The organism is Actinomycetota bacterium (assembly GCA_035697485.1).
Taxonomy (GTDB): Bacteria; Actinomycetota; UBA4738; order UBA4738; family HRBIN12; genus JAOUEA01.
In genome coordinates this window covers 16,744-43,021 of record DASSCU010000048.1, presented here as the reverse complement: position 1 = coordinate 43,021, position 26,278 = coordinate 16,744, and the positions used below count along the sequence as shown (strand labels likewise).

The 26,278-nt window shown below is 70.6% G+C and carries 27 protein-coding genes and 1 tRNA gene; 16 read left to right on the top strand and 12 right to left on the bottom strand.

Annotated features, from left to right (window positions below):
- On the top strand, positions 1–352 hold a 352-nt coding region (locus tag VFI59_12250; protein ID HET6714466.1), incomplete at its 5' end, for a hypothetical protein.
- A gap of 5 nt (positions 353–357) precedes the next feature.
- On the opposite strand, the gene rpsD is transcribed toward VFI59_12250, so the two are convergent.
- On the bottom strand, positions 358–960 hold the full coding sequence (gene rpsD, locus VFI59_12245; protein HET6714465.1) for a 30S ribosomal protein S4: 603 nt from the start codon (positions 958–960) through the stop codon (positions 358–360).
- A 168-nt stretch (positions 961–1,128) separates the two neighbouring features.
- Here rpsD and VFI59_12240 point away from each other — a divergent pair, with 168 nt between their 5' ends.
- Positions 1,129–2,055, top strand: a complete 927-nt coding sequence (locus VFI59_12240) for an ADP-ribosylglycohydrolase family protein (protein HET6714464.1) — start codon at positions 1,129–1,131, stop codon at positions 2,053–2,055.
- On the opposite strand, the gene VFI59_12235 is transcribed toward VFI59_12240, so the two are convergent.
- Positions 2,052–2,291 carry a hypothetical protein gene (locus VFI59_12235; protein ID HET6714463.1) on the bottom strand — a complete coding sequence of 80 codons (240 nt, stop codon included), beginning with the start codon at positions 2,289–2,291 and terminating at the stop codon, positions 2,052–2,054. The genes VFI59_12240 and VFI59_12235 overlap by 4 nt on opposite strands.
- Positions 2,292–2,512: 221 nt before the next feature.
- Here VFI59_12235 and VFI59_12230 point away from each other — a divergent pair, with 221 nt between their 5' ends.
- Positions 2,513–2,761, top strand: a complete 249-nt coding sequence (locus VFI59_12230; protein ID HET6714462.1) for a hypothetical protein — start codon at positions 2,513–2,515, stop codon at positions 2,759–2,761.
- Positions 2,762–2,817: 56 nt separating this feature from the next.
- On the opposite strand, the gene VFI59_12225 is transcribed toward VFI59_12230, so the two are convergent.
- The 4 genes from VFI59_12225 to VFI59_12210 form a co-directional block, all read right to left on the bottom strand.
- Entirely contained in the window at positions 2,818–3,102 is a 285-nt protein-coding gene (locus tag VFI59_12225) for a zf-HC2 domain-containing protein (protein ID HET6714461.1), read from the bottom strand.
- Positions 3,099–3,752: an RNA polymerase sigma factor gene (locus VFI59_12220; GenBank protein ID HET6714460.1), complete on the bottom strand. Its 654-nt coding sequence runs from the start codon at positions 3,750–3,752 to the stop codon at positions 3,099–3,101. The genes VFI59_12225 and VFI59_12220 overlap by 4 nt, the downstream gene beginning before the upstream one ends.
- A 30-nt stretch (positions 3,753–3,782) precedes the next feature.
- The gene (locus VFI59_12215) at positions 3,783–4,871 is read right to left on the bottom strand and encodes an NlpC/P60 family protein (GenBank protein ID HET6714459.1); all 1,089 of its coding nucleotides are present in this window, start codon (positions 4,869–4,871) and stop codon (positions 3,783–3,785) included.
- A 202-nt stretch (positions 4,872–5,073) separates the two neighbouring features.
- A tRNA-Pro gene (locus tag VFI59_12210) sits at positions 5,074–5,150 on the bottom strand.
- Between the two features lie 922 nt (positions 5,151–6,072).
- Between VFI59_12210 and VFI59_12205 the strand changes: the two genes are divergently transcribed.
- A complete protein-coding gene (locus VFI59_12205) occupies positions 6,073–6,528 on the top strand; it encodes a GatB/YqeY domain-containing protein (protein HET6714458.1) in 456 nt (151 codons plus the stop codon).
- 6 nt (positions 6,529–6,534) lie between these two features.
- Here VFI59_12205 and VFI59_12200 read toward each other — a convergent pair whose 3' ends face one another.
- Positions 6,535–8,928, bottom strand: coding sequence for a transglycosylase domain-containing protein (locus VFI59_12200; protein HET6714457.1), 2,394 nt, complete (start codon positions 8,926–8,928; stop codon positions 6,535–6,537).
- Positions 8,929–8,977: 49 nt separating this feature from the next.
- On the opposite strand from VFI59_12200, the gene VFI59_12195 reads away from it, so the two are divergent.
- From VFI59_12195 to VFI59_12185, 3 genes are all read left to right on the top strand, one after another.
- Positions 8,978–10,315, top strand: a complete 1,338-nt coding sequence (locus VFI59_12195) for an NfeD family protein (GenBank protein ID HET6714456.1) — start codon at positions 8,978–8,980, stop codon at positions 10,313–10,315.
- 102 nt (positions 10,316–10,417) lie between these two features.
- Entirely contained in the window at positions 10,418–10,684 is a 267-nt protein-coding gene (locus tag VFI59_12190; GenBank protein ID HET6714455.1) for a WhiB family transcriptional regulator, read from the top strand.
- Positions 10,685–10,778: 94 nt separating this feature from the next.
- The gene (locus tag VFI59_12185; protein HET6714454.1) at positions 10,779–11,246 is read left to right on the top strand and encodes a RidA family protein; all 468 of its coding nucleotides are present in this window, start codon (positions 10,779–10,781) and stop codon (positions 11,244–11,246) included.
- Positions 11,247–11,273: 27 nt separating this feature from the next.
- Here the strand turns inward: VFI59_12185 and selB are convergent, their stop codons facing one another.
- Together selB and selA are read right to left on the bottom strand one after the other, a co-directional pair.
- Complete coding sequence (gene selB / locus VFI59_12180; protein ID HET6714453.1) at positions 11,274–13,136, bottom strand: selenocysteine-specific translation elongation factor; 1,863 nt, start codon at positions 13,134–13,136, stop codon at positions 11,274–11,276.
- Position 13,137: 1 nt separating this feature from the next.
- On the bottom strand, positions 13,138–14,520 hold the full coding sequence (gene selA / locus VFI59_12175) for an L-seryl-tRNA(Sec) selenium transferase (GenBank protein HET6714452.1): 1,383 nt from the start codon (positions 14,518–14,520) through the stop codon (positions 13,138–13,140).
- 78 nt (positions 14,521–14,598) lie between these two features.
- Between selA and VFI59_12170 the strand changes: the two genes are divergently transcribed.
- The 3 genes from VFI59_12170 (at position 14,599) to VFI59_12160 (ending at position 17,628) form a co-directional block, all read left to right on the top strand.
- Positions 14,599–15,789 carry an NADH-quinone oxidoreductase subunit D gene (locus tag VFI59_12170; GenBank protein HET6714451.1) on the top strand — a complete coding sequence of 397 codons (1,191 nt, stop codon included), beginning with the start codon at positions 14,599–14,601 and terminating at the stop codon, positions 15,787–15,789.
- Positions 15,790–15,820: 31 nt separating this feature from the next.
- Positions 15,821–16,942: an acyl-CoA dehydrogenase family protein gene (locus VFI59_12165; protein HET6714450.1), complete on the top strand. Its 1,122-nt coding sequence runs from the start codon at positions 15,821–15,823 to the stop codon at positions 16,940–16,942.
- Between the two features lie 74 nt (positions 16,943–17,016).
- Positions 17,017–17,628, top strand: coding sequence for a hypothetical protein (locus VFI59_12160; GenBank protein ID HET6714449.1), 612 nt, complete (start codon positions 17,017–17,019; stop codon positions 17,626–17,628).
- Positions 17,629–17,796: 168 nt separating this feature from the next.
- Here the strand turns inward: VFI59_12160 and VFI59_12155 are convergent, their stop codons facing one another.
- Positions 17,797–19,251, bottom strand: coding sequence for a sialidase family protein (locus tag VFI59_12155; GenBank protein HET6714448.1), 1,455 nt, complete (start codon positions 19,249–19,251; stop codon positions 17,797–17,799).
- 118 nt (positions 19,252–19,369) lie between these two features.
- Between VFI59_12155 and VFI59_12150 the strand changes: the two genes are divergently transcribed.
- Genes VFI59_12150 through VFI59_12140 form a run of 3 tightly spaced genes read left to right on the top strand, consistent with a single transcriptional unit; the run spans position 19,370 to position 22,464 of the window.
- Positions 19,370–20,245 carry a carbohydrate ABC transporter permease gene (locus VFI59_12150; protein ID HET6714447.1) on the top strand — a complete coding sequence of 292 codons (876 nt, stop codon included), beginning with the start codon at positions 19,370–19,372 and terminating at the stop codon, positions 20,243–20,245.
- Complete coding sequence (locus tag VFI59_12145) at positions 20,242–21,552, top strand: sugar ABC transporter substrate-binding protein (protein HET6714446.1); 1,311 nt, start codon at positions 20,242–20,244, stop codon at positions 21,550–21,552. Before VFI59_12150 ends, VFI59_12145 begins: the two co-directional genes overlap by 4 nt.
- A 45-nt stretch (positions 21,553–21,597) precedes the next feature.
- Complete coding sequence (locus VFI59_12140) at positions 21,598–22,464, top strand: sugar ABC transporter permease (GenBank protein HET6714445.1); 867 nt, start codon at positions 21,598–21,600, stop codon at positions 22,462–22,464.
- On the opposite strand, the gene VFI59_12135 is transcribed toward VFI59_12140, so the two are convergent.
- Complete coding sequence (locus VFI59_12135) at positions 22,447–23,532, bottom strand: SAM-dependent methyltransferase (protein ID HET6714444.1); 1,086 nt, start codon at positions 23,530–23,532, stop codon at positions 22,447–22,449. The genes VFI59_12140 and VFI59_12135 overlap by 18 nt on opposite strands.
- A 34-nt stretch (positions 23,533–23,566) precedes the next feature.
- Between VFI59_12135 and VFI59_12130 the strand changes: the two genes are divergently transcribed.
- Both VFI59_12130 and VFI59_12125 read left to right on the top strand, forming a co-directional pair.
- Complete coding sequence (locus tag VFI59_12130; GenBank protein HET6714443.1) at positions 23,567–24,211, top strand: NUDIX domain-containing protein; 645 nt, start codon at positions 23,567–23,569, stop codon at positions 24,209–24,211.
- 4 nt (positions 24,212–24,215) lie between these two features.
- Entirely contained in the window at positions 24,216–25,097 is an 882-nt protein-coding gene (locus tag VFI59_12125; GenBank protein ID HET6714442.1) for an MBL fold metallo-hydrolase, read from the top strand.
- Here the strand turns inward: VFI59_12125 and VFI59_12120 are convergent.
- Entirely contained in the window at positions 25,040–25,675 is a 636-nt protein-coding gene (locus VFI59_12120; GenBank protein ID HET6714441.1) for a Crp/Fnr family transcriptional regulator, read from the bottom strand. The two genes, VFI59_12125 and VFI59_12120, sit on opposite strands and share 58 nt — an antisense overlap.
- Positions 25,676–25,844: 169 nt before the next feature.
- Between VFI59_12120 and VFI59_12115 the strand changes: the two genes are divergently transcribed.
- Positions 25,845–26,273, top strand: a complete 429-nt coding sequence (locus tag VFI59_12115; protein HET6714440.1) for a cyclic nucleotide-binding domain-containing protein — start codon at positions 25,845–25,847, stop codon at positions 26,271–26,273.
- Positions 26,274–26,278: the final 5 nt, after the last annotated feature.

Genomic DNA, 26,278 nt, shown 5'->3' with positions numbered 1-26,278 from the left:
GGCCGTGATCCACGCGGTGTACGAGCTGGCGGCCGAGTGGCCGGAGTTCCCGATGTTCATCCGCGAGGCCGGTCGCCTCGGACCGAACGCGTTCGACCGGTTCGGCGGCTCGCTGGAGCCGCTGCGCCTGCGGGCGATCGGGTTCCTCGAGGCGGGGATGGCGGCCGGACAGATCCGCCGGCAGGATCCGGCGATGCTGCTGTTCACGTTGTACACGGCCGTCATCGGCTCACTGACCGAGGCGAGCGTGCTGGCGTCATTCGTCGGTCAGGACGACGCGCGGGTGTCGCTCAAGCGCCGCGAGGCCGAGGTGGTCGAGCTGGTGCGGGCGACGATGACGCCGACCGCTTAGCCCGCTTAAGCGTAGAACTCGACGATCAGGCGCTCTTCGACCGGGACCGGCAGCGGGATCTCGTCGCGCTCGGGCCAGCGGCTGAGCGTGCCGGACGCCTCGTCCTTGTTCCGGTAGAGGTACGAGGGTGGCTCGGGTGTGATCTCGAGCGCCTCGCGGACGAACACGAAGTTCTTCGCCTTGTTCGACAGCGTGATCATCTGGCCGGGCTTGACCTGGGCGCTCGGGATGTCGATCCGGCGGCCGTCGAGGCTCACGTGGCCGTGCGAGACGAGCTGGCGGGCCTGGCTCGTCGTCAGGGCGAAGCCGAGGCGCAGGCAGACGGTGTCGAGGCGGCACTCCAGCTGGCGGAGCATCTCCTCGCCCGTGACGCCCCTGTGGCGGGTCGCCTTCTCGAAGTAGCCACGCATCTGCTTCTCGTTCACGCCGTAGATGTGGCGGAGCTTCTGCTTCTCGAGCAGGCGCGTCTGGTACTCGGAGATGCGCTTGCGGCCGCGGCCGTGCTGGCCGGGCGGGTAGGGGCGCTTGTTCGACGGGCAGTTGGGGCGGCCGCAGAGCGGCTCGCCCACGCGACGACACATGCGGTGCTTGGGTCCGATCTTGTCCATTGGGTCTCCCGTGTTCCTCCAGCCTGTTGGGTGTTCCCGCTGGCCAGGGCGCGTGGGCTGGGTTACCCCTGACCGTGGAGCGTCGCCGACTGCGACAGGCGCGCTGCGAGAACTCGTGCCCTTCCGGTGTGCACCGACGATACCAGTCGACCTGCGAAGATGCCCCGCGTGGACGCCGCGCAGGACCGGATCGTAGGGAGCATCCTGGGCCTCGCGCTCGGTGACGCCCTCGGGGCGCCGTTCGAGTTCCGGCGGGCCCGCGACGTGCCGGACCTCGTGCCGGCGTTCGAGCTGCCGTGGATGGGGTTGCCGCCGGGCTCCACGACCGACGACACGGCGATGGCGCGGAACCTTTGGACGAGCCTCACGGCCGCGGAGGGCGAGCTCGACGCCGCCGACGTGCTACGGCGCCACTTGGAGTGGTTCGCCACATCGCCTCCCGACGTCGGCACCCTCACCCGTCGGGTGCTGAGCGGATGGCGCGACGGGGAACCGGATCCGGCCAACGACTACGTTGCCCGGCGTGGTCCGGAGGTGAGCGCCGGGAACGGCAGCGTGATGTACTGCGCGCCGCTCGGCCTCGCCTACGCCGCTCGCCCCGGGGATCTGTTCGCGGCCGCACCGGCGCTGAGCGGGCTCACGCACGCGGACGACCGGTGCCGCACGGCGTGCCTCGCGGTGACGCTGGTCGTCGCGGCGCTCGTGCGGGGCGAACCGGCCGAAAGCGCGGTGCGGGAGGCGCTGGCTGCGATCGGCGGTCGCGAGGGGGCCGAGGAGCTGGAGTACCTGGTGGGAGCGGCGGGGATCGAACGCCCGATCGATGGCCCCGACCAGGGGTTCGTGTTCTTCACGGCCGGGGTCGCGATGAGGGTCGCGGGGGAGAGCCGCCCGTTCGACCGGGGACTGCTCGACGTCGTTGCCCTCGGCGGTGACACCGACACGAACGCCGCGGTCGCGGGAGCGTTGCTCGGCGCGATGCACGGCACCGGGGCGCTGCCGGCCGCCTGGCTCGGGCACCTGCAGGATCGGTCCGCGATCGTGGAGGAGGCGAGGGCGCTGGCTCGGCTCGTGTCCAGCGAGTCTGTGACGGACTAGTACGCGTCGGTGGCGACCGTGTACTCGATCTCGTCGCTGCCGTCGAGGCGCTGCACCATGCCGGACTTCGCGAGCTGGTTCAGGATGCGCTCGGTGAGGCTCGCCGGCACGCCGAGCGATCGCGCGAGGGTGTCCCTCGTCCACACGTCGTACGGCTCGCGGTTCAGGAGGCGGACGATCGCACGGCGGGCGTCGGCCTCCTCCTCGTCGTGCACACGTTCGAGTTCGGTGTCCATCGGATGTCACCTCCGTGCTCAGATCGCCTCGGACGACGGTGGCTCCTCAGTGTCCGACGACGGCGCGGGCGAGGGAACGGGCGCGGGGAACGTTCCCGCACCGTTCGCCGGACGTTCACCGCTCCATGCCGCGGCGACCCGCCCGTGTGACATGCCCGGGACGAGGACTTCGGATACCGTGGCCGACGTTCCCATGCACGAGTGACGGAGGGGGCATCGCGATGGAACCGAGCGAGATCTTCGAGTTGATCGTGAAGGCCGACGAGAAGCTCAAGTACGCCACGGCGGGCAAGGGCGACGTGCGAGCGAAGCAGGCGGGCGAGCTGTTGTCCGAGGCCCTGCGCGAGGCCGAGGCGATCGGCAACGACGCGCTAGTCCAGCAAGCGAAGGTTCGTCTCGCCGATCTCGACGCGATCGTCGGTGGTCGGCCGGGCGAGCCCGATCCCGGCGGAGCCGAGCCCGCCCCGTAGCATCGCTCCGTCGGTCGCCTCCGAGGACCCGCCGGGTCGTGAGACCGAGCGGAAGGTCAGATCTGTGGGCCCGGGCCGGCGGGAGCGGCACCCTCGTGCCAGCGCCTGAACACCTCGCGCATCGCTTCGCGCTGATCGGCGGTGACCGCGGACTCGGTGAGCAGACCCGTGGCCTCGATCGTCGCCCGGAACTGGGCGAGCACCGCGGTGCACCCGGTGCACTCCTCGAGGTGGTGTTCGAACCGCGCCCGATCGGGACCGACCATCGCGCCCTCGAGGTAGTTGGTGATGACCTCCACCACCTCCCGGCACGTCAGATCCTCACCGCTCAGCCCGCTCATGAGGAAGCCTCGATCTCCATCTCGCGCTCCAGGGCCGCGCGCACCTTGGCGCGAGCCCGGTGCAACAGCACCCGCTGATTGGTCTCGGACAGCTCCAGGGCGTTACGGACCTCCTCCGAGGTCCAACCCAGCACGTCCCGCAGACGGATCACCTGCGCCTGCATCGGCGGCAGCGCGTCGATCGCCCGGCGAACGGCGTCGAGCGTCTCGGACGACGTCAGCCGCGTCTCCGGGAGTCCCCGCCAATCCGTCGGAAGCGTCGACCAGTGCCCGGCCCACTCGTCGCCGGCCCCGAGGAAGTGATCGGGGTCGAACGCGGGAGCGTCGAGATCGTCGCCGGCCAGCGACGTGAACGGCACGCTGCGTCCCTCCCGTTGCCCTCGCGTCTTGGCGATGTTGCTCACGATGCGCAGGATCCACGTGCGCAGCGACGAACGGCTCTCGAACCGGTCGATGCCCTGCAGCACGCCGAGCCACGCTTCCTGCACGACCTCCTCCGCGATGGCCTGCGATGAGACGTACATGCGAGCGACGCGGAGCATGATCGGCTGCAGTCGCTCGACGAGCGACATGAAGGCGTCCTCATCACCCCGGCGGAGGCGTCGCACCAGTTCGACGTCATCGCCGGACGCGCTCGCGGCGGCGTCCACGACGCGGAGACTACCGAGGGAGGAGCGACGTCAGGTCGGACGGACGATCTGGACCACCGGCGTGCCGTAGCCTGCGACCGAGCCGTACTGCACCTCGCCGCCCGGTCCCGGGTGCCGGGCGTGGATCATCGTGCCGCCTCCCACGTAGAGGGCCACATGGCTGATCGGTGAGTAGAAGAAGAGCAGGTCGCCCGGCTGGGCCTCCGATAGCGACGACACGACGGCTCCGGAACTCGCCTGCGCGGCCGAGGAGTGCGGCAGGTAGACGCCTGCCTGCGCATAGGCCCAGCTGGTGAGACCCGAGCAGTCGAACGTGTCGGGTCCGGCCGTGCCCCACACGTAGGGCGAACCGAGCGCCGAGTCGGCGGCTCCGATCGCGATCTGGGCGGCGCTCGCATCAGGCGGCGGCACGTACCCGCCGCCACCACCCGTGGTGCTCCCGCCGCCGCTCGTGCCCGTGTCGCTCGCCGCATCGGCTTCCGCGGCGGCTGCGGCGGCGGCCTGCGCTTCCTGACGCTCGATGTAGTCGCGGTACTCCTGGTCGAGCTGGGCGGCGAGCGCCTTCTGCTCCTCGAGCATCGACTGGATCTCGGCCCGTTTGGCCTGCATCTGCTCGAGCTCGGCCGTCTTTTCCTCGATCGTGTCGGCGTAACGCTCGGCCGCCCACTCGGCCTGCTGCCTGGCGTTCTCGGCGGCCGTCGCGAGGTCGGCGTCGTTCTGCGCGAGGGCGCCCATGAACTCGAGCCGGTCGGAGAACTCGGAGAGGTCGGATGCCCCCAGCAGCACGTCCATCTGCGAGCCGGCGCCCGTGTACGCCTCCACGGCACGGTCCTCGAGTTGGCCCATCGCCTCGGCAGCGATCGCCTCCGCGGCTTCCTTGTCGTCGAGGGCGTCGGCGAGCCGGTCCTGCACGCCCTGCAGGCGGACCCGAGCGTCGTTGTACTGCTCGATCGCGATCTCGAGCTCGTGGCCGATCCGGTTGGCCTCGGCCTGCGCGGCCTCGACCTCGGCCTTCGTGGGAGCGGCGACCGAGGCGGAACCTGCTGCGACGACGACGGCGGGGACGATGAAGACGACGGCTACCGCGAGCCGTGCGATCCGCTTCGGGGTGCGGGTCATCGTCCTCCGGTGGTCGGCCTACAGGAATACGAAAGGCTCCGGTCCTCCGGAGCCAACGCCCACGAGGCTACCGAGCGAGATGGGGGGCGTCAAACCTCTGTTGCGCTCTGCGGAACCGTTTTCCTCGGCCCGAGTCCGCCGCCGGATCCCCCCAACGACCGAGGGCGGGTCGCGTCGTGCGCGACCCGCCCTTCCGGTGTCCTGGTCGGGACGGCGGGATTTGAACCCGCGACCTCAGCGTCCCGAACGCTGCGCGCTACCAAGCTGCGCCACGTCCCGAGGAACTTCGAGTGTAGCGATTCGGCGCAGCTCCAACAGCGTCGCCTCGGGCCGGCACGCGAACCTGAACGGGGCGTACTTGCTCGTGCCGAGCCCCTTCGACGTGTGCAGTACCGATCCGCCCATGCGGATCAGGCCGGCCGCGAGCCGCCGCGGCATCGAGCAGTTCGTGACGAGCGGGCCCCCGAGCGGACTGGGCAACGGCAGGCAGACCTGCCCGCCGTGGGTGTGCCCGGCGACCATGAACTCGTAGCCGAGGGCTGCCGCCTCGGGGGCCGAGTCGGGAGAGTGCATCACCGCCACGCCGAAGCGGCCCGGCGCTCGCCGCGGCGCGTCCGTCAGGTCGTGCCATCGCAGGTGCGCATCGTCGAGGCCGAGCAACTCGATCGGCAATCCGTCGAGCGCGAGCTCGCGCCGCACGTTCGTCAGGTCCTCCCATCCGTCGGCGGTGAGCTGGGCGACGAGGTCGGGCGCCCGTCCGGGCTCGGCCCGGCGGCGCTTCCGACGCTTGCGGAAGTAGGCGAGGTAGTTCAGCGGGCGCGGGGCGTAGTAGTCGTTCGACCCGAGCACGAACCACGAGGCCAGCCGCCCCCGTACGGACCGGACCGCCTCGACCGAGCGTTCGACCGCCTCGGGTTCCGCGAGGAAGTCCCCGGTCACGATCGTGACGTCCGCCTCGGGCAACGATGCGAGGAACCGAGCCTTCCCCTCGTCGCCCCGCACGAAGTGCAGGTCGCTCAGATGCAGCACGGTGAGGGTCTCGGGCCCCTCGCCGTCGGCCGGTAGGATGGCGACGCGGTGCCGCACCAAGCGGTACCAGCGGCGTTCGATCGCCACCCCGTAGGCCACGCATCCGGCGCCGACCAGCGCCAGGAGGCCGAGGACCTGCGTGAGCGAACGGGGAAACATCTGGAGGAGTGTAGTGACCGATCCCACGTTGAAGGCCGAGATCCACGAGCAGATGACCGCCGCGATGAGGTCGCGCGACGAGCTGCGCCTGAGCACGCTGCGCATGTTGATCTCGGCGATCCGGTACAAGGAGGACGAGCTGGGCCACGAGCTCAGCGACGACGAGGTGCGCGAGGTCGCCGGCAGCCAGGTGAAGAAGCGAACGGAGTCGATCGAGGTGTTCGAGCAGGCGGGTCGGAGCGAGCTCGTCGCGAAGGAGGTTGCGGAGCGCGAGGTGCTCGCCGAGTACGCACCCGAGCAGCTCTCCGACGAGGCCGTCGACGCCCTCGTCGACGAGGCGATCGCCTCGACCGGCGCGACCTCGGTGCAGCAGATGGGTCAGGTGATGGGGACGATCATGGGTAAGGCCAAGGGCCAGGTCGACGGCTCGGTCGTGCAGGCGAAGGTCAAGGCCAAGCTGGGCGGCTGAGCCGACCTACCGACCCACCACGATCGTCACGGTCGAGCCCTCGGCGGCGGGGGTGCCCCCCGGCGGGTCCTGGCGGATCACCTTCCCAACCCTCGATCCGTCGTCGACCTGGTCGTAGTCGACCCTCACCACGAACCCGGCATCCTCGAGCGTGGCCTGCGCCACGCCTGCGCCCAAGCCGATCGTGCCCGGCACCTCGGTCTTCGGCGGCTTCCCGCTACTGACCTCGATCTTCACGGCGATGCCGAGATCGACCGTCGTGCCGCCGGCCGGGCTCTGCGCCGCGACGATGCCCTCGGGCTCGAGCGAGTCGACCTCGACGACCGACACGTTGAAGCCCGCCTCCTCGAGGCGCGCGATCGCCTGATCCTTCTCGAGGCCGACCACGTTCGGCACGGTCGCGGTCGGAGGCGGCGGAGGCTCGGGGAAGCCCTCGATCGGCATGCCGCTGACGACCCGAGCCATGTACGTGCGCCAGATCGGCGCGGCCACGGTGCCGCCGAAGACGCTCCCCATCGAGTACGGGTTCCCGTTGGAACCGACCCAGATCGCGGTCGCGAGCTGCCGCGTGTACCCGCAGAACCACACGGCTTTGTTCAGGTCCGACGTGCCGGTCTTGCCGGCCACGGGCCGGGTGCCCCAACCGTAGAACGCGCTCGCGGCGGTGCCGCTCGCGGGCACCCGCTGCAGCATCGCCGTGATCAGGTGCGCGATGTCGGGACGCAGCACGCGTTCGCAGTCGGGGTCGTGCTCGAAGACGGTGTCGCCGTCACGCACGATCGTTTCGACCGTGTAGGGCGAGCAGTGCACACCGCCGTTCGCCAGCGTGGCGAAGCCGACCGACATGTCGAGCGGCGAGACCTCGGCGGACCCGGTGGCGAGCGACGCGACCGGCGGCAGGTCGTTCGAGACGCCCATCTTCGAAGCGACCGGGGGCACCGTCTCGGGGCCGATGTCGAGGATCAGCTGCGCGAACACGACGTTGATCGAGTTCTCGGTGGCCGTCCAGAGGTCGACCTTCCCCTTCCCGCTCCCCTCGGCGTTCGAGACGCATCCGTCCTCGTCCTGCCACAGCGGGCTGCAGAACGGCGAGGTGCTCGAGTAGGTCTGGGTCGGCGGCACGCCCTGCTCGAACGCCGCAGCCAACACGAACGGCTTGAACGCCGAGCCCGTGGGGTGGGGATCGGTCGCGAGCGCGAGCTCGTCCTCCATGAAGTTCTTGCCGGAGAGCATCGTGCGGATCGCGCCCGTGTTCGTGTCGACCGTGACGATCGACGTGTCGGGATGCGCCTTCCCGTTCGACGGGATGAACACCCGGTACGGCTGGTTCGCAGCCTGTTGCGCGAACTCCTGCCAGGTCGGGTCGAACGTCGTGGTGATCTTCAGACCCCCCTCGAACAACGTGCGTTTGCGGGCCTTGACGCTGCGCCCCAGCGCATCGAACTGCCCGTTCGCGTTCTCGAGCACCTGGCGGATCATGTAACGGACGAAGAACGGCTGCTTCTTCTGGAGCAGCTTGCCGGCCCCCTTCGGCAGCTTCACCGGCTGCGCTTTGGCCCGTTCTTCCCGCTGCTCGCTGATGCCGACGGGCGAGTCGGTCCCCAGGGCGCCCATGCGCACGAGCACCTCGTTGCGTCGTACGAGCGCCCGCTTCGGGTGATCGATCGGGTTGTAGTCCTCGGGCGCCCTGATCATGCCGGCGAGCATCGCGCCCTCGGTCAACGTGAGCTTGCGAGCCGGCTTGTGGAAGTAGAACTCGGCCGCCGTGCCGATGCCGTAGACGCCGTTCCCGAAGTAGACCTGGTTCAGGTAGAGCTCGAGGATCTCGGGCTTCGTGTACTTCTCCTCGACCCTGATCGCGAGCGCGAGTTCCTGGAACTTGCCTTCGAAGCTCTGGTCGAACTGCCCGAGGCCCAGGGTCGCGCCCACCAGCTGCTGCGTGATCGTGGATCCTCCCTGCACGATCTCGCCCGCCTGCGCGTTCTCGATCAACGCCCGCACGAGCGAGCTCCAGTTCAGGGCGCCGTGCTCGTAGAACTCAGCGTCCTCGATCGCGAGCACCGCGTTCTGCGCGACCTCGCTCACGTCCTTCAGCCGGATCAGCTCTCGGTTGTCGAGGTAGACGGTGGCGAGCTCGGTCTCCCCGTCGTTCGCGTAGATCGTCGATCGTTCCGGGAACCGAGGGATGCGTGTGAAGTCGGCCCCGAGCGTGGAGAGCTTGGCGTCGACCCGCATCACCCCGAACGCGACGCCGACGAACGCGGGGGCGATCAGGAACGCCAGCAGTCCGCTCGCCAACAGGATCACGGGCACCAGCAGGATCGCCGCCAACGGCTTGAATGCCGGACGGTCGGAGATCGGCCGCGGATCGGGCCGGCGGGGAACGGAGGACGGAGGCATGCGGTTGCGCCCAGGATACCCCCCACTGCCTGCGGGTACGATGGAGGACATGCGACGCGTGGCCCTGCGTTCCGCCGTGCTCGGCGTGCTCTCCGTCGCGCTCGCGACCTCCACGGCGGGGGCCGCCGAGGCGACTCCGGTGGTGGTGCTCCGCGTCGAGGGCGCGATCGATCGGCCGTTGCTCGGCTACCTCGACGATCGCCTCGCGCAGGCCGAGCGCGACCGAGCGATCGTCGTGCTGCAGCTCGACACCTCGGGAACCCTCGGCGAGGACGGAGTCGCCCTCGCGCAGCGCGTGGTCGACCTCGACGTGCCGGTGCTGGCGTGGGTCGGGCCCACCCCCGCGAGCGCGTCCGGTGCGGGCATGCTGCTGATGTACGCGTCGTCGCTCGCCGGGGTTGCACCGGGGTCGCAAACCGGGCCCCTCGAGCCGATCGACCTGGTGCACCCCGACGACGTGCCGGCCGATCTCGAGGCCACGATCGAGGGATGGATCGACGAGCGCGGCAAGGACACGCGGCTCGAACGCACCGACGAACCCCTGACCGCGGCCGATGCGATCGAGCTCGGCATCGCCTCGGCTGCGGCGACGTCGGTAACCGGTTTCCTGGCCGAGGTCGACGGGCAGACGGTGCAGACGCCGAGCGGTCCGATCACGCTCGACACGCGCATCGCGACGAGCGAGGAAGAGGCCGGGGAGGGGACCGTCGCCCTGCGCTTCGACAACCTCGGGCCGATCCAGCGGGTCGCCCACGCGATCTCGACCCCCTCGATGGTCTACTTCCTGCTCGTGTTCGGGCTCGCCGCGCTGGCCTTCGAGATCACGCAGCCCGGGTTCGGCTTCGCGGGGTTCGCGGGTGTCGGACTGCTGGCCCTCGCCGCGTACGGACTGTGGGTGGTGCCGCCCTCGATCCTTGGCATGGCGCTCCTGCTCGGCGGCATCTGCCTGATGACCCTCGACGTGCGACTGCGCAACCTCGGCCCGCTGACCGCGGTCGGCCTGATCGCGTTCGGGGCCGGATCGGTGCTGGCGTGGTCGGGCGTGGCCGACGCGATCCGCATCTCGCCGTGGCTGATCGGCGGGGCGGTCGTGGCGTCGCTGCTCTACTACGGCTTCGCGCTCACCGTCGCCCTCCAGTCGCGCGATCGCATCGTGAACACGCAGAGGGGACTGATCGGACTGATCGGCGAGGCGCGGGGCAAGCTGGCCCCCGAGGGGCCCGTCTACGTGAAAGGCGCGATGTGGCGAGGCCGTGCGCAGGGCGACCCGATCGCTCCCGGCGCCAAGGTGCGGGTCCGGGGCGTCGACGGTCTCGTGCTGCGCGTCGAGGAGGAGCCGGACGCCGAGCCTGCCGGCGCGACCAGCGGGCTGGCCGACCCGGTCTGACCGCGCGCATCGGGTCCTCGGTGTGGTGATCCGGTGTCGCTCCTCAGTAGGTTGGGGCCGCCGCAATCCTCGACCGAGGCGTCCTCCGAACAATGGATTGAGATGTGGAATCTCGCCGAGGACTGGCAGCACGAGGCCGCCTGTCGGGGCCAGGACGCGATCTACTTCTTCGCGCCGAACTACTTCGAGCGCCGGGAGGAGAAGAACGCGCGCGAGGCCGTCGCGAAGGCGTTCTGTGCGCGGTGCCCGGTGCGGGAACGATGCCTCGAGTACGCCTTGACCACCCGCGAGGCGCATGGCATCTGGGGCGGCCTCAACGAGATGGAACGTCGTCGCCTGCTCCGCGAGCGGGCTCGCGCCGCGAGCTGACCCGGCCGCCGACCCGCGCCCGGCCGCTACCCTGACCCACCCCACCCGATCGTCTCGCTGCGGCAAGCCCGAATCGTGCGAGGATGCTCCCGCGATGGACGACCGACGAATCCTCGAGCGGATCACCGAACTCGGTCTCGAGCTCCCGCCGCCACCGAATCCCGTGGCCACGTACGTGCCCGTGCGGGTGGTGGGCTCGCTCGCGTTCGTGGCTGGACAGGTGGCCATGGTCGACGGCGTGCTGATGCACCCCGGTCTTCTCGGGGACGGGGTGACCCCGGACGAGGCGGCGCTGGCCGCCCGTCAGGCTGCGCTGCAGTCGCTCTCGGCCCTCCGCGAGGCCCTCGGCTCGTTCGAACCGCTCGTGGGCATCGCGCAGGTCACCGTCTACGTGGCGAGCGTGCCTGACTTCGCGGAGCATCCCGCGGTCGCCAACGGAGCGAGCGATCTGTTGGTCGACGTGCTGGGTGATCCCGGTCGTCACGCACGTGTCGCGGTCGGCGTGTCGTCGCTGCCGCTCGGCACCTCCGTGGAGGTCGCCGTCACCGCCCAGCTCGGCTGAACCATCCCGGGTCTCGGCAGGCGAGACTCAGCGCGGGAACCGAAGGTCGCCGTCGCGGCGACTGACGCCGGTCCGGTCGAAGAACTCCAACAGAGGAAGGGCGAACTTCCGGCTCGTGTGGAGCGCCTCACGGAAGGCGCTCACCGTGATGCCCTCGGTCGAGCTCCGCACGATCTCCTCGGCGCGGGCGACGAACTCGGGGGTGAAGACCAGCTCCTTCGAGATCCGTACCACGAGCCCGGCCGCCACGGCCGCCTCGATGACGTCGCGCTGCACCCCGCTTCGTTCCAGCTCGGCGATCGTGGGAGGCGTTGCCTCGGCGTCGCCGCCGATCGCGGCGAGCAGACGCTGCACGTCGACGTCGTCTGCGTCGAGCGCGACCCGGTGTCCTGCCAGGCGCACCGTGGTCGCCGACCGCACCACGAGCCCGGACGCCACCGTGGCGTCGATCGCCGTCTCGACGAGAGCGAGATCGGTCGGCGCCTTCGCCGTACGAAGGGCGTCACGGACGACCGTGCGAACGTCGCCGATCGGCGCGCCGGCGGCGAGCGGTTCACGCTCGTGGAAGCCGCCGAGCATCTCCATGACCGCGTGCTCCCACGCCTCGCGGACCGCCGGATCGACGGCCCAGGTCCCGATCACGATCGAGGGGTCGGCTTCCCTGCCGACCAACCGAGGCACGTCGTCGACGGCGACGGCGCCTCGCTCGGCGATCAGCAGGGCCGGCAACTCGTCGGGGGACGCCGCCACGCGGGCGGCGAGACGCTCCGGCGCCCCCGTCGCCTTGCCCGGCGCCAGGTCGAGCACCAGGCCGCCGGCCACGGTCTCCCGGCGGCCGGCTTCCCGCAGCACCACACGATCGCCGACGGCGAGCACGAGGGGATGCGACGTGCGCATTCGGGCGAACGCCGAGCCACCCGGCTCGAGCCGATTCCCTTCGAGGAAGCGCACCCGCGCATCGGCCTCCGCGGCGCCCGCGTATACCTTGAACGCTCCGCGTGCGGTGAGCGCCTTCGCGAGCCCTCGCACCGCCCGGAGTTCGACGTCGAACGTCGAGCTGGGGAGCCACGCTCCCGGGCGGGTGATCACGTCGCCGCGCCCGAGGTCGTCGCGTTCGAGTCCCACCAGGTTGGCGGCGACGCGCGCCACCGGGCACGCACGGTCCTCGCTCTGACGGTGCGTCTGCAGGGAACGCACGCGGGCCCGGCGATCGCCGGGTTCGATCGCGATCTCGTCACCGACCGCGAGGCAGGCGCCGGTGAGCGTCCCGGTCGCCACGGTCCCCGCTCCCTTGATCGTGAAGACGCGGTCGACGAAGAGCCTCGCTGGCGACGGCCTCGGCGCCGGAGCCTGCTCCAACATCGCGTCGAGCGCGGCGCCCAGCTGGTCGAGCCCCTCGCCGGTGGCCGACGAGACCGGCACCACGGGGGCACTGGCGAGCGTGGTCCCGTCGAGCTGCTCGAGAACCTCCTGCTCGGCGATGCTCAGGGTCTCCTCGTCGACGAGGTCGAGCTTCGTCAGGGCGACCACCCCGTGCGAGACGCCGAGCACATCGATGATCTCGAGGTGTTCCTCGGATTGCGGCTTCCAGCCCTCGTCCGCTGCGACGACGAAGAGCACGAGCGGCGCCGGACCGACCCCGGCGAGCATGTTGCGGATGAACCGCTCGTGGCCCGGAACGTCGACGAAGCCCACCTCACGTCCGCTCGGGAGCTGGCACCACGCGTAGCCGAGGTCGATCGTCAGTCCGCGGCGCTTCTCCTCGACCCAGCGATCGGGGTCGATGCCGGTGAGCCGAACGATCAGCGACGACTTCCCGTGGTCGACGTGGCCGGCGGTCGCCACCACGCGGTGCGCCGTGCCGACCTCGTCGCGCGCGCCCGCGGTCACCTCACTCCTCGTCGGCGAGCTCGTCGCCCTCGAGGGCGTACCAGACCGCCCGCGCGAGGTCGGGGACCTGCTCGTCCGTGACGGTCCGTAGGTCGAGGAGCACGTGGTCCTTCTCGATCCGGCCGAACACGCTGGGGCGGCCGGCGCGAAGGCGAGCGGCGAACGCGCCGGGATCGGGAACGGTGACCCGCACGCCCCAGGAGGGAAGCCCCGCGCCGGGCATCGATCCGCCGCCCACGGCCGACTCGCATCGATGCACATGGGCATGCTCGAGGTCGCCGCCGATGGTCTCGTTGAGCCGTTGGGCCCGCCGATGCACCGACCCGGCCGACTCCCGGAGCATGCGGACCACCGGCACCCGGTCGAGGTCGCCGGTCACGGTCATCGCGAGCACCTGCTCGAGCGCCGCCACCTGCATCTTGTCGACGCGGACGGCGCGGGCGATGGGGTGGCGACGGAGCTTCGCGACGAGCGCGGCGTCACCGACGATGATGCCGGCCTGCGGACCGCCGAGCAGCTTGTCGCCCGAGAACGTCACGAGGTCGGCGCCGTCGGCGAGCGCGTCGGCGACGGCGGGCTCGCCCTGCGGCAACCCCTGGCCGTGACGCAGCAGGCCCGAGCCCACGTCGTGGAGGAAGGGCACGCCGTGCTGCTCCGCCAGACGGGCGAGCTCGGCGGCCGGAGCGGAGGCCGTGAACCCGACGACCCGGTAATTCGATGGATGCACCTTCAGTACCGCCCCGACGCGCTCGGTGAACGCCGCACGGTAGTCGCCGATGCGCGTGCGGTTCGTCGTGCCGACCTCGACGAGCTTCGCTCCCGATGCCGCCATGATGTCCGGGATGCGGAACTCCCCACCGATCTCGATCAGCTCGCCCCGCGAAACGAGCACCTGCTTACCCTTCGCGAGCCCGGCCAGGCTCAGCATCAGCGCCGCGGCGCAGTTGTTCACGACGAGTGCATCCTCGGCGCCCGTGATCGCGACGAGTATCGACTCGGCGCGGCTCGAGCGACTTCCCCGGGCACCGGTCTCGCGGTCCACCTCGAGGTCGCTGTAGCCGCGGGCCGCTCGCGCCGCCGCCTCGATCGCTCGCTCGGGCAGCGGCGCCCGTCCGAGGTTCGTGTGCAGGATCACCCCGGTCGCGTTGATCACTGGGGTGAGGCCGACCGAGATGCGCGAAGCCCGAGCGATCGCCCGCGCCAGGATCTCGTCGTCGGTCGGGCGCTCGTCGCTCGCCACCTCCATGCCCGCCCGCACCTCACCGAGCACCTCGCTCACCGCGCGCTTCAACAGCGGCCGACCGATGGTGACGACCGCCCTCGTTCCCGGCTCGGAGCGGAGCAGCGAATCGACCGAGGGAAGCGAGCGCCGGACGTCCGTCATGGCCCGGAGCCTATCCCGCGGAACGGTGGCGAGGCGCGCATGGGCGGTGGTGAGGCTTCCGTGGCAGGATAGGGCGTGATGGCCGACACCCGAGAGCGTCCCGCCTTCCAGTCGTCCCAGGTCACGAGCATGATCCGGGGCGGCGGCCTCGACATCGAGATCGCCGACGACTCGATGGCGACCGAGGACATGATCCTCAACATCGGGCCGCAGCACCCGTCGACCCACGGCGTACTCCGAGTGGTGCTCGAGCTCGACGGTGAGGTGATCGTGCGTGCCGAGCCCGTGATCGGCTACATGCACCGCGCGGCGGAGAAGCTCGCCGAGTTCCGCGACGCGCGTCAGACGATGGTGCTGATGAACCGTCACGACTGGATCAGCGCGTTCAACAACGAGCTCGGTTTCGTGATCGCGGTGGAGCGGCTCGCCGGCATCGAGGTACCGGCGCGAGCGCAGTGGATCCGCACGATGTTCGCCGAGTGGAACCGCATCTTGAACCACCTGATGTTCTCGGGTTCCTACCCGCTGGAACTCGGGGCGATGACGCCGATCTTCTACGCGTTCCGTGAACGAGAGATGATCCAGGACCTGATGGAGAGCGCGACCGGCGCACGCATGCATCACTCGTACTGCCGCGTCGGCGGGCTCAAGGACGACCTGCCGGCGGGGTTCCTGAAGCGGTCGGTCGACGTACTCGCCGCTGTGCGCAGGACGATCCGCGACTTCGAGACGCTGATCATGGGCAACGAGATCATCTTCGCGCGCTGCCGCAACGTCGGCGTGCTCCCGACGGCGACGGCGGTCGCCTTCGGCACGAGCGGACCCGTGCTGCACGCGAGTGGTGTGCCGATGGACCCCCGGAAGGACGAGCCGTACGAGAAGTACGGCGAGGTCGAGTTCGAGGTGCCGGTCGGGCAGACCGGCGACAGCTACGACCGCCTGTGGGTATTGGTCGAGCGTATGAAGCAGAGCTGCAACATCATCGAACAGTGCATGGACAAGCTGCCGGCGGGTGAGTACCGCGCCCCGAAGCTGCCGAAGACCCTGAAGCTCGAGGGTGAGTCATACGTCCGCACGGAGAACCCGCTCGGCATGATGGGCTACTACCTCGTCGGGAACGGGAAGAAGCAGCCGTACCGCCTCAAGATGCGCACCCCGTCGTTCTCGAACGTCAGCGTGATCCCGGCGATGCTGCCCGGCACGCAGCTTCCCGACCTGATCTCGATCCTCGGGTCGATCTTCTTCGTGGTCGGCGACGTCGACCGCTGAGCGCGTGAGCACGAGGCCGTCACGCCCGCGCGTGAGTGCGCTCAAGAAGCTCGTGACGACCCACGCCGATCTCGCAGCGGCGGCCGAGCGGGCCGGCGAGGTCGCCGACGACGTGCTGTTCCCCGCGGCGCAGGCGACCGACCGCGCCCGGCTGGTTCCGCTCGCGAACATCGACGCCCTCCGTGATGCGGGGCTGCTCGGGTTGCAGGGTCCCATGAGCGTCGTCGGCGGACTGGGGGCCGGCCACGAGGAGGCCCGGCCGGTGTTCGAGGCGGTCGCCGGCGGGTGCGGCGCCACGGCCTTCGTGTGGGCGCAACACCACGGTGCCGTGCGACGCGTGGCCGGGGGCGACGGTCCGGCCCGCGCCGCGTGGCTTCCGCGTCTGTGCGACGGGTCGACCCTCGCTGGCATCGGCTTCGCGTACCTGCGCCGTCCCGGTCCAGCCGCGGTCCGCGCCGAGCGCGCGGCCGGCGGCTGGCGGATCACCGGCGAGGCGCCTTGGATCACCGGATGGGGCCTGATCGACGCGCTCGTGGTCATGGCCAGAGCCTCCGACGGCTCCGTGGTCACCGCGGTCGTCGACCGTCCGGCCGAGCACCCTGCGCTGCACCCCGGGGAGCCGCAGGCCCTGGCCGTGATGGGGGCGACCGGGACGGTGGTCCTCCGTCTCGACGTGTTGGAGGTAGCCGATCGCGACGTGGTCGGCGTACAGACCGACGAAGCCTGGCGACGGCGGGACCGGGCCGGCTCGGCGCTTCCGCCTGCTGCTCCGCTCGGGATCGCCGACCGGGCGATCCGGTTGCTCCGCGAGCGAGCGTCGGATCCAGGTGTCACCTCGGCGGCCTCGGCGCTCGCCGTCGAGCTCGACGAACGGCGGGCGGCCACTGACGAGATCGCCGCCGCGATCTCCGGATCGATGGTCGACGATCGACCGATCGACGACATGGTCCTGACGGGCGCCACGGAACGCGACCGCGGCCTCGACCTCGCTCGGCGCGCCACCGACGCGCTCGTGGCGGCGAGCGGCGGCGGTGCGATGTCGCTCGATCATCCCGCACAGCGGCTGAGTCGCGAGGCGACGTTCTACTTGATCCAGGCCCAGACCGGCGATCTGCGAGCGACCTCGCTCGCCCGCGCCGCGCGTTCTCGCTGAACGGCTTCCCGAGCTTGGCCCGCGGGTCTCATCCGAGCTCCAGTTGTCCGCCCACCCGTGCCGATACCCCGAGGATGGGACGTCCAGCGGGTTCCGGCGTGCAGCCGATCGGCCTGTTCCGCGTCCGCATGGCGCGCGACGGCGCGGTGGACATCTGGGCCAAGGGCTGGCGCCTCGAATCGCAGGTGCCGGCCCTCGTTCCCGTGGTGATCGCCGTCGGCTTCCTGTTCTCGCCGTTCCCCCTGCCGGTCCGTTCGGTCGGCGCCGGCCTACTCTTGGGTTGCGCCTGGATCGTGCTGCGGATGTCGCGCCTGGGGTTCCGGGTCGATCTCGCCGGCGTGCAGGTGACCAATGTGGCGCGTACGCACCGCGTGGCCTGGGAACGCTTCGACGGGTTCGTGGGGGAGCGCAACGAGCACGAGGGCAGGTGTGTGCTCCTCACCACCGATGGAGATCGGGTCACGTCGCCCGGCACCCTGGATCCCGACGAGATGGACCCGTTCTGGGCTGAGGGCGACATCTCCGCGGTCGACCAGCTGAACCGCCTCGTCGCGCGGACCCGCGAGGCGCTCACATCGGGATCGGTTCCCCGCCCGGCGGATCTGAAGGAGTCCGCGCCATCGCCCGACGACGGTGGTCTCGAGTCGCCGGGCGCGCGGCGGCTGCGGAACATCGCTGGCGGTTGACCCAGACCCCGCCGGGGCCTCAGTCGCGCATGCCCTGTCCCTCGGTGGCGGTCATCGTGCCGGCTCTCGTGATCGCGATCTCGCCATAGGCTGCGTCCGGCTCCCGGACGACCGCGTCATGAGACGGAAGCGAAGCCGGAGGTGACATCGGGCGATGGATCGCACGGCTCACAACTGCCGGTTGATCCAGACGCCGCCGGGGCCCGAGTAGCTGTCGCCCTCGCCCCAGACCCCGATGAACTTCCCGGTGTTCGTGATCGCTGCCTCGCCATAGTCTCCGTAGGGTTCACGGAATCCGGCCGGGCTCTTGTACGCCGTGCCGCCGGTGGCGTCGGAGATGTTCACGGGGCTCGACCACGAGATCCCACCATCGGTGGAAGCGCGGTACCAGACGTTCCAGGCGTCTGGACCGCCGTCCTGCTGCATGTAGAACGCACGGACGTCGCCGGTGCCTCGCGATTCCATCGCAGGGAACGACGAGAAGACCCCTGCGCTGGACAAGGCGGAGCGGGTGCTCCAGGTCGCACCGCCGTCGCCAGACCGTTTCGTCCAGATCGTCTGTGGACCGCCGGCCGTCGTCGCGCCGTCGTACAGCATCACGAGCGCTCCGTTCGAGTCGGCGCTGATCGCCGAGTGGCCGAGGTAGTAGTCGGCGCTACACCCGTCGGCCACGCAGTCGGCGCCCAACTCGACCGAGTCCACGACGACGTTGGACCACGACGATCCCTGGTTCGGCGAGCGGATCGCGTGCACCTGCACCTGGCCCTCGGGCGACGCCCCCGGTCCCGTGTAGCTCACGCTCGACTGGGAGAAGACGACCGTGCCGTTCGGCAGCACGTCACCGTCGAACGCGAAGAAGTAACGGGGGGAGTCGACAACCTTGGTCTGCGTCCACGTGGCGCCCGCGTCGTGGGACTGCGCGATGTACGGATCCCCGCCGCTCGGGCCGTTCCACGCGACGTACACGTGCTGCCCATCGTCGCTCGCCGCGAGGATCGGCTTGTCGTTCCAGCTGACCTTGCCGTAGGTCTTCACGGGCGCCGACCAGGTTGCCCCGTTGTTCGTCGACTTCGAGAAGTAGACGTCGAAGTCGTTCATCCACACCGCGTAGACGTGGCCGGTGTTCGGCACGACCTCCACGATGGGGTCGAACTGCCCCTTCTGGCCGCGGCATTCGCAGAGGAACTGATCCCCCATCCACGTCGCGCCCCCGTCGTTGGAACGGCGCAGCACGATATACGGGGTCGGGCACCGGTTCCCGCATGCGTTCGGCCCCGTGTAGCGCGTGGTCGTCATGTAGACCCAGGGGGTGGCCGGCGCGGCCGCGATCGCGGGCTCCCAGTCGTCGGCCGTGGGGCTGGCGAGCTGCTCGCCGGACCATCCCGGGACAGCCGCCGCCACGATCGGCTCGATCTGTCCGAGCTCGCCGACCCGGCGGGCGTCGTCGGCCGCGTTCAGACGCTGCTCGGTCGAGGTCGCCTGCTCGATCCGCTCGGCGCGAGCCCTTCCGGGCGCGAGGGAGCCGGCACCGTCGCTGCCGGATGCCAGGATCGCCGCCACGGCGACGAGCGCGATCGCCAGCGATGTCGCGATCGTCCTGGTCCAGGTCAGTCCCTTCACCATCTCTGCGCATCCTCCCGCTCGACCGGGCCGTTGGGCGGACGCTACACCGACACCCGCGCGGAGCGCCACCGTCGAGGGGCGGACATGCGGCGACGTCGAGCCGTTAGGCTCGCGAGCCATGGCCGCGACCCCCACGACCCGACCCGCGAACGTGCGTCGCCCCGAGCCGGCGTTCCAGCGTCGCGGCCGCCTCGCACGGCAGCTGATCGTCGTGCCCGTGACGGCATTGTTCCTCGTGCCCCTGTGGCTGATGATCGTGGCCTCGCTGCGGCCGCTCGGCGAGGCGCCGCCGCAGTCGGTGCAGTGGTTCCCGACCTCGCCCGCGTGGGGGAACTACGCCGAGGTCTTCGAGGTGGTGCCGTTCGCGCGCTACACGGCGAACTCGCTGCTCGTGGCTGCGATCGCCGTGCCACTCTCGGTCGTCGTGGCCTCGTGGGCCGGCTTCGCGATCGCGCGGCTTCCGCGTCGATCGCGTGTCTTCCTGATCGGCCTGTGCGTCGGGGTCCTGATGATCCCCGCCACGTCGCTGCTCGTTGGTCGGGTGAGCGTCTTCCGATGGCTCGGGCTCACCGATACGCCGATCCCGCTGATGGCTCCGGCCCTGCTCGGCATGTCGCCCCTGTTCGTGCTGCTGTACGCATGGACCACTTCGCGCCTGAGCGGGGACCTGTTCGATCTCGCGCTCGAGCGCGGCCTCTCGCCGGTCGCCACCTGGTGGCGGGTCGCGATGCCGCTTCAGCGGGGCACGACCGCGGCGGTCGCGTCGCTGTCGTTCGTGATCTCGTGGGGGAACTTCCTCGACCCGTTGATCTATCTCTACGACGGGCGCTGGTTCACGGTGCCGCTCGGCATGCGGTCGCTCGCGATCGTGCCGGTGACCGAGCAGCCGCTGATGCTCGCCGCGTCGGTGCTGGCCTGCCTGCCGGTGCTGGCCTCGTTCCTGTTCGTGCAGCGTCGGCTGTTCACCGATCCGAGGACGGAGACCGTCACGTGAGGATCCGATCGCTCGGCGCGCTCCTCGTCGTCGGGCTCGTGCTCGCCGCGTGCACGAGCGAGGACGCATCTCCCCAGCCTGGCGAACCGACGACCGTATCGGTCTGGGTGTCGGGCGACCCCGGGGAGACCCAGGCGTTCGTCGACGTCGCCGCGGCGTTCGAGATGTCCCAGGATGCGATCGACGTCGACCTCGTCACGATCGCCGAACGCGACGATCTGATCGCGCGCTTGTCGACGTCGCTCGCGGGCGGTGAGCCGCCCGACGTCTTCCTCATGAACTACCGCTACCTGGGGCAGTTCGAGTCGAAAGGGGCGCTCGAGCCGGTCGAGCCGTACCTCGACGCCTCCGATGCCCTGTCGGCCGATGCGTTCTATCCCGAGGCGATGACCGCCTTCCAGGACGACGGCGTGCAGACGTGCATGCCTCAGAACGTGTCGAGCCTGGTCCTCTACTACAACCGCGACCTGTTCGAGGCCGCCGGTATCGACCCGCCTCCCGCCCAGGGCTGGAAGTGGAACGACATGGTGACGACCGCGACGGCGCTCACCCAGGACACGGACGGTGACGGTGCGATCGACGTGTACGGCCTCGGCACCGACGTGGAGATCATCAGGGTGGCCCCGTTCGTCTGGTCGAACGGAGGCGACATCGTCGACGATCCCGACCGGCCGACCCGGTTCACGATCGGCAGCCTCGACGCGATCCGTCCGATCCAGGCGTTCCTCGATCTGCGGGGGGTGCACGGCGTCACCCCCACCGACGAGGAGGCCGAGTCGGCGGACTTCGAGACGAGGTTCCTCGACGGGTCGCTCGCGATGATGATGGAGTCCCGCAAGGTCGTGCCCTCGTTCCGCACGATCACCGACTTCGAATGGGACGTCGCCCAGCTGCCCGTGCACGAGCAGCCGGCGACGGTGCTGCACTCCGACGCGTACTGCATGACCGCGGCGGGCGAACGCAAGGACCAGGCGTGGGAGTTCCTGGAGTTCGCGCTCGGCCCGCAGGGCCAGGAGATCGCGACGGAGACCGGCCGCACCGTGCCCTCGCTGCGCTCGGTGGCCGAGTCGGACGCGTTCCTCGACCCGAGCGTGCCGCCGGCGAGCTCGCAGGTGTTCCTCGACAATATCCCCTCTATCCAGGCGGTTCCCCACATCGCGACCTGGCCCGAGATCGAGGACGTCGTGAACGCGCTGCTGGAGGAGGCCTACTACGAGCCGACCGGTCGCGGTGAGGCCGGCGAGCTCGTGGTCTCGATCCTCGACCGGACGAAGCCGCTGTTCGAGCGGGCGAACTCGGGCGGCTGACGCGTGGCGGTGCGGGTCGACCGGGAGCGGCTGGGCCTGTGGCTCATGGCCTCGCCGTTCTTGATCGGGGTCGTCGTGCTCGTGGCGGCGCCGGCCCTCGTGACGCTCGTGATGTCAGTGTTCGAGTGGGATCTGCTGCAGCCGGCCCGCTTCATCGGACTCGACAACTTCCGCGAGCTCGTCGGCGACGTTGCGTTCAAGGCGTCGCTGCGCAACTCGCTCACGTACGCCGCGATCGCCGTGCCGCTGCGCGTGGCGATCGCGCTCGGCCTCGGGCTGCTGATGCACCGTCGGATGCGCGGGGTCGACGCCGAGCGCGCGGGCGTGTTCTTCCCCACGGTGATCCCCGACGTCGCGTACGCGCTGCTCTGGCTCTGGATCCTCAACCCGCTGTACGGCCCGCTCAACCTGCTGCTCGGCGCGCTCGGGTTGCCGACCCCGTCGTGGCTCTCGATACCGGCGTCGGCTCGGTGGGGGGTAGTCATCATGGGGTTGTTCCTGATCGGGGAAGGCTTCCTGATCGCGCTCGCCGCGCGACGCGCCCTGCCGGGGGAGCTCTACGACATGGCCTCGGCGAGCGGAGCGGGTCCGTTTGCGCGCTTCGCCCGAGTGACGCTGCCGCTGATGACGCCGGCCCTGCTGCTGATGGCCACCCGCGACACGATCATGAGCTTCCAGGCGACGTTCGTGCCGGCGTTGATCGTGACCGAGGGCGGACCGCCTCCCTACGGCACCACGTACTTGCCGCTGTTCGTGTACCGCAACGCGTTCGAGTACCTGCGTTACGGGTACGCCTCGGCCGCGACGGTGTTCATGTTCGTCCTGACCGCCTCGATCGTGTGGCTGCAGTACCGCGCGTTCGATCGCGTTCGCCGAGGGGGGCTCTGGGCGGGGTCACGCCTCGGCGGCTGAACGGTGCTCACGAGCCGCACGCAGGAACGCCGGTTCGGCGACGTCGGGGGTGGCCACCACGAACCATCGGAAACGCCCGAGCCCGGCGGGGTCGGCCAGCATCGTCGCCCGGCTTCGGCCACCCCACGTGCGCACCGCGTCGGCGCCGCGTCCGGAGTCGAGCAGGTCCTGCTGGCGCTCGAGCTCGGTGTGCAGCCAGTCCTCGAAGCCGAGCGCGATCAGGGCGTCGTGCTGCGAGACGGTCGGGAAGGCCCGCAGTCCCTGCGCCGTCGCCGTCTCCGCCAGGAACCCGAAGTCCACGCCCGCGGTGATGTCGGTCGTGCCGGGCGCGGCGAACAGGTCCTCGACGACCCGGTGCGAGGCGTACCCGTGGGCCGGGCCACCGGAACCACGGTCGGAGCCGTAGTCGATCGCGAGCATGACGCGGGGCGCCGACCCCTCGAGCGCCGCCGTCACGAACGTCGCCGCGCCAGTCGGCACGATGGTCTCGACGTCGGTCGCCTCGAGGTCGGTGACCGGCCGCAGCACCTCGACGAGCCGGTCGCCGTCGAGGCCGACGAAGGCCTCGTGCGAGCCCTCGTCGGCCAGCCGGAACCTCCGGAACGGCAGGTTGTCCAGCAGCTCGTGCGCGATGATCATCGCCGGTGCGCTCGCGGCGGGCATCGCGTCGCGGACCGTCACCCCGTCGATCGTCGCCAGCGCCGTTCGAGCCCCGGCGCTGCGTTCGACCGCGGTGACCCTCGTATCGAGATCGGCGAGCTCTGGGAGCAGAGCTCGAAGCAGCGTGCCGTCGCCGGCCCCTGCCTCGATCAGCTCGAACCCGTCGGGACGGCCCATCGCCTCGTGCAGGTCGCGGATCGCCTCGGCGAGCAGCTGCGCGAAGATCGGGTGCACGTGAGGGCTCGTCACGAAGTCGCCCGTCGGTCCTGCACCGACCGGTGGCTCGTCGTAGTAGCCGCCCGGCGAGTACAGGGCGAGCTCCATGAACCGGTCGAAGCGCATCGGCCCGAGTCGGCGGATCTCGTCCACGATCGTGCGGGCGACCACGCCCGGGCCCTCGGCGTCCATCGAGCGGCAGGGTACCTGGGAGGATGAACGCTCGATGAGCGAGCAGATCCGACACGCCGCGTCGGTGGTCGCCGTGCGCGAGGGCGACGACGAGCCCGAGGTGCTCGTCCTCGAGCGGGGGGCCGACAGCCGCTTCCTGCCCGGGTACGTCGTGTTCCCGGGAGGAGCGGTCGACGCCGACGACGCCGTGCTGGCGGCTCGCTGGTTCGACGACGAGGGCGAAGCGGCGCGGGCCGCCGCCGTGCGCGAGCTCGTCGAGGAGGCAGGCCTCGCCCTCACCCGCGGTGGGCTGGTCGATGCCAGCGACCCGGACTCGCTCGATCCGGTGCACGCTTCGCCGCCGATCGCGGCCCAGCTGCACGAGCTCGCGCGGTGGGTCGCTCCCGACGAGGTGCCCGTGCGGTTCGACGCCCGCTATTTCACGATCGCCGCGCCGAGGGATCTCGAGCCGGCACCCGACGGTGGGGAAGCCGCCCACGCCTGGTGGGCCTCGCCTCGGGCGTTGCTCGGCGAGTGGCAGGCCGGCGCCCGCAAGCTGTACTGGCCGACCTACGCCACGATGCTCGAGCTCGCCGCCTGCGGGAGCACCGAGGCGATCGTGACGCTCACCTTCGAGACGCGCGAGCCCGACGACGACGAGGTCGTGCGGCTGCCGCGGTCGGTCTTCTGGGAGGACTGAGCCGATGTTGCCGATCGTGCGGGTGCTGGCTCCGAACCCGAGCGCCTACACGCTCGACGGGACGAACACGTGGGTCGTGGGCGAGGCCCACTCGGTCGTCGTGATCGACCCAGGACCGGACGACCCTGCTCACCTCGACGAGGTTGCACTCGCCGCGGGCGGAGATGTGAGCGCGGTGCTCGTCACCCACGATCACCCCGACCACGCGCCTGGAGCCGTATCGTTCGCCGCCCGCGTGGACGCGCCGCTCTATGCGTTCCGGCTCACCGGCGCCGAGCACCTGCGCGATGGGCAGCAACTGCGGGCGGGAGCCGTGACGCTCACCGCGGTGCACACGCCCGGGCATACCAGCGACCACATGGCGTTCTACGTTCCCTCGGAGGGCGCCCTGTTCACGGGCGACGCGGTACTCGGTCGCGGCACGAGCTTCATCGACCCGCCCGACGGCGACCTGGCCCAGTACCTTCGGTCGCTCGCCCGCATGCAGGAGCTCGCTCCGCGCACGATCTACCCGGGCCACGGTCCCGTCGTCCTCGGCGCCGCGGCCAAGTTGCAGGAGTACCTCGATCACCGCGCGGAGCGCGAGGAGCAGGTCGTCGAGGCGATCTCGCACGGACCCCGCACGGTCACCGACATCGTGGGCGAGATCTACGCCGCGTACCCCCCCGAGGTGCACGAGCTCGCCGCCCGCTCGGTGCTCGCACACCTGTTGAAGCTCTCCATGGAGGGCCGGGCAGCGCAGATGGGGCGCGGCGACGACGCTTCTTGGGAGGCGGTCGCTCCTCGCTCGTGCGAGCGGTGCGGCAAGCCGGTGAAGGGCCGGGCGCGCTACTGCGGCACGTGCAGCCTGATCCTGTTGCAGGAGGGCACGGCCGACAGCCGGTGACGCAGCACGATGCGTCCCCGCGTCGGTACCTCGAGCCGGCCTTCGCGAGCCAGCACACGCATCGCTCGGGTCACCGATTCACGAGTCGTGCCGCACAGGTCGGCGAGATCCTCATGGGTGAGACGCAGCCCGATCGCGACCCCGCCGGCCACGGGATGCCCGAACCGCCCGGCGAGCACCTGCAGCCGCGCGGCGAGCCTGGTCGGCACGTCGAACCACGCCAGATCGGCCGCGAGTCGCGCCGTTCGCTCGGCCCGCCGGACCAGCAGCGGCACCGCCTCGCCGGGCGAGATCTCGCGCAGCCGGCCGGGCTTCAGGGCACGCACCGTCGCCTGGGCGAGACGCTCCTCTCCGTCGGAGCCGGCGCCGTCACCGGGGCCCCCGACCCCGTCGCCGGGTCCGAGCACGTCGAGTACCAGCCGGCGCCCGTCGAGCCGGAGCACCTCGACGACGAACGCACCGTGCGTGACGACCCGCATCGGCGGGCTTGGCTCGCCCTGCCGGACGACCACGCTTCCGGCGCGCACGGCGATCTCGAGGGGACGCGGATGCAGCCCTCGCTGCTCTCGGGCGACCATCGGCACGGCTCCTTCGGGGGAGGAGCGCGACTTCGGGGAGCAGGACCCTACCCGCCACCTCCGACATCGACAGAGGTGCGCATGCGGGGGACCGGGCGATGCATCGCACCCCCCCGAAGGGCTAGGCTTGCCGCGAGCCCGCCGACGATGAGCTCAAGGAGGAACCCTCGTGGCCAAGCCGAAGCCGAAGCTCGAGCCCGTGCTCGCGGCCGTCCCGCTGTTCGAGGGGCTGTCGAAGCGCCACCTGAAGAAGCTCGCCTCGCTCGCCGAGATGGCCAACTTCATGCAGGGGGCCAAGGTCGTGAAGGAAGGCGATCCTGGCGACAGCTTCTACGTCGCGCTCTCCGGCGAGGCGAAGGTCATGGTCAAGGGCAGGACCGTGCACCGCGTGTTGCCAGGCGATCATTTCGGCGAGATCTCGCTGCTCGACGGCGGCGAGCGCACCGCAACGGTCGTGGCCGAAACCCCGATGACGCTGCTGATGATCACGCGGAAGAACTTCCTGAAGGAGCTCGAACAGGATCCCGAGGTCGCGATCACGCTGCTCGAGAGCCTCGCCCGCATGATCCGCCGCGTCGACCGGTCGCTGGCCCGCTGACGTCG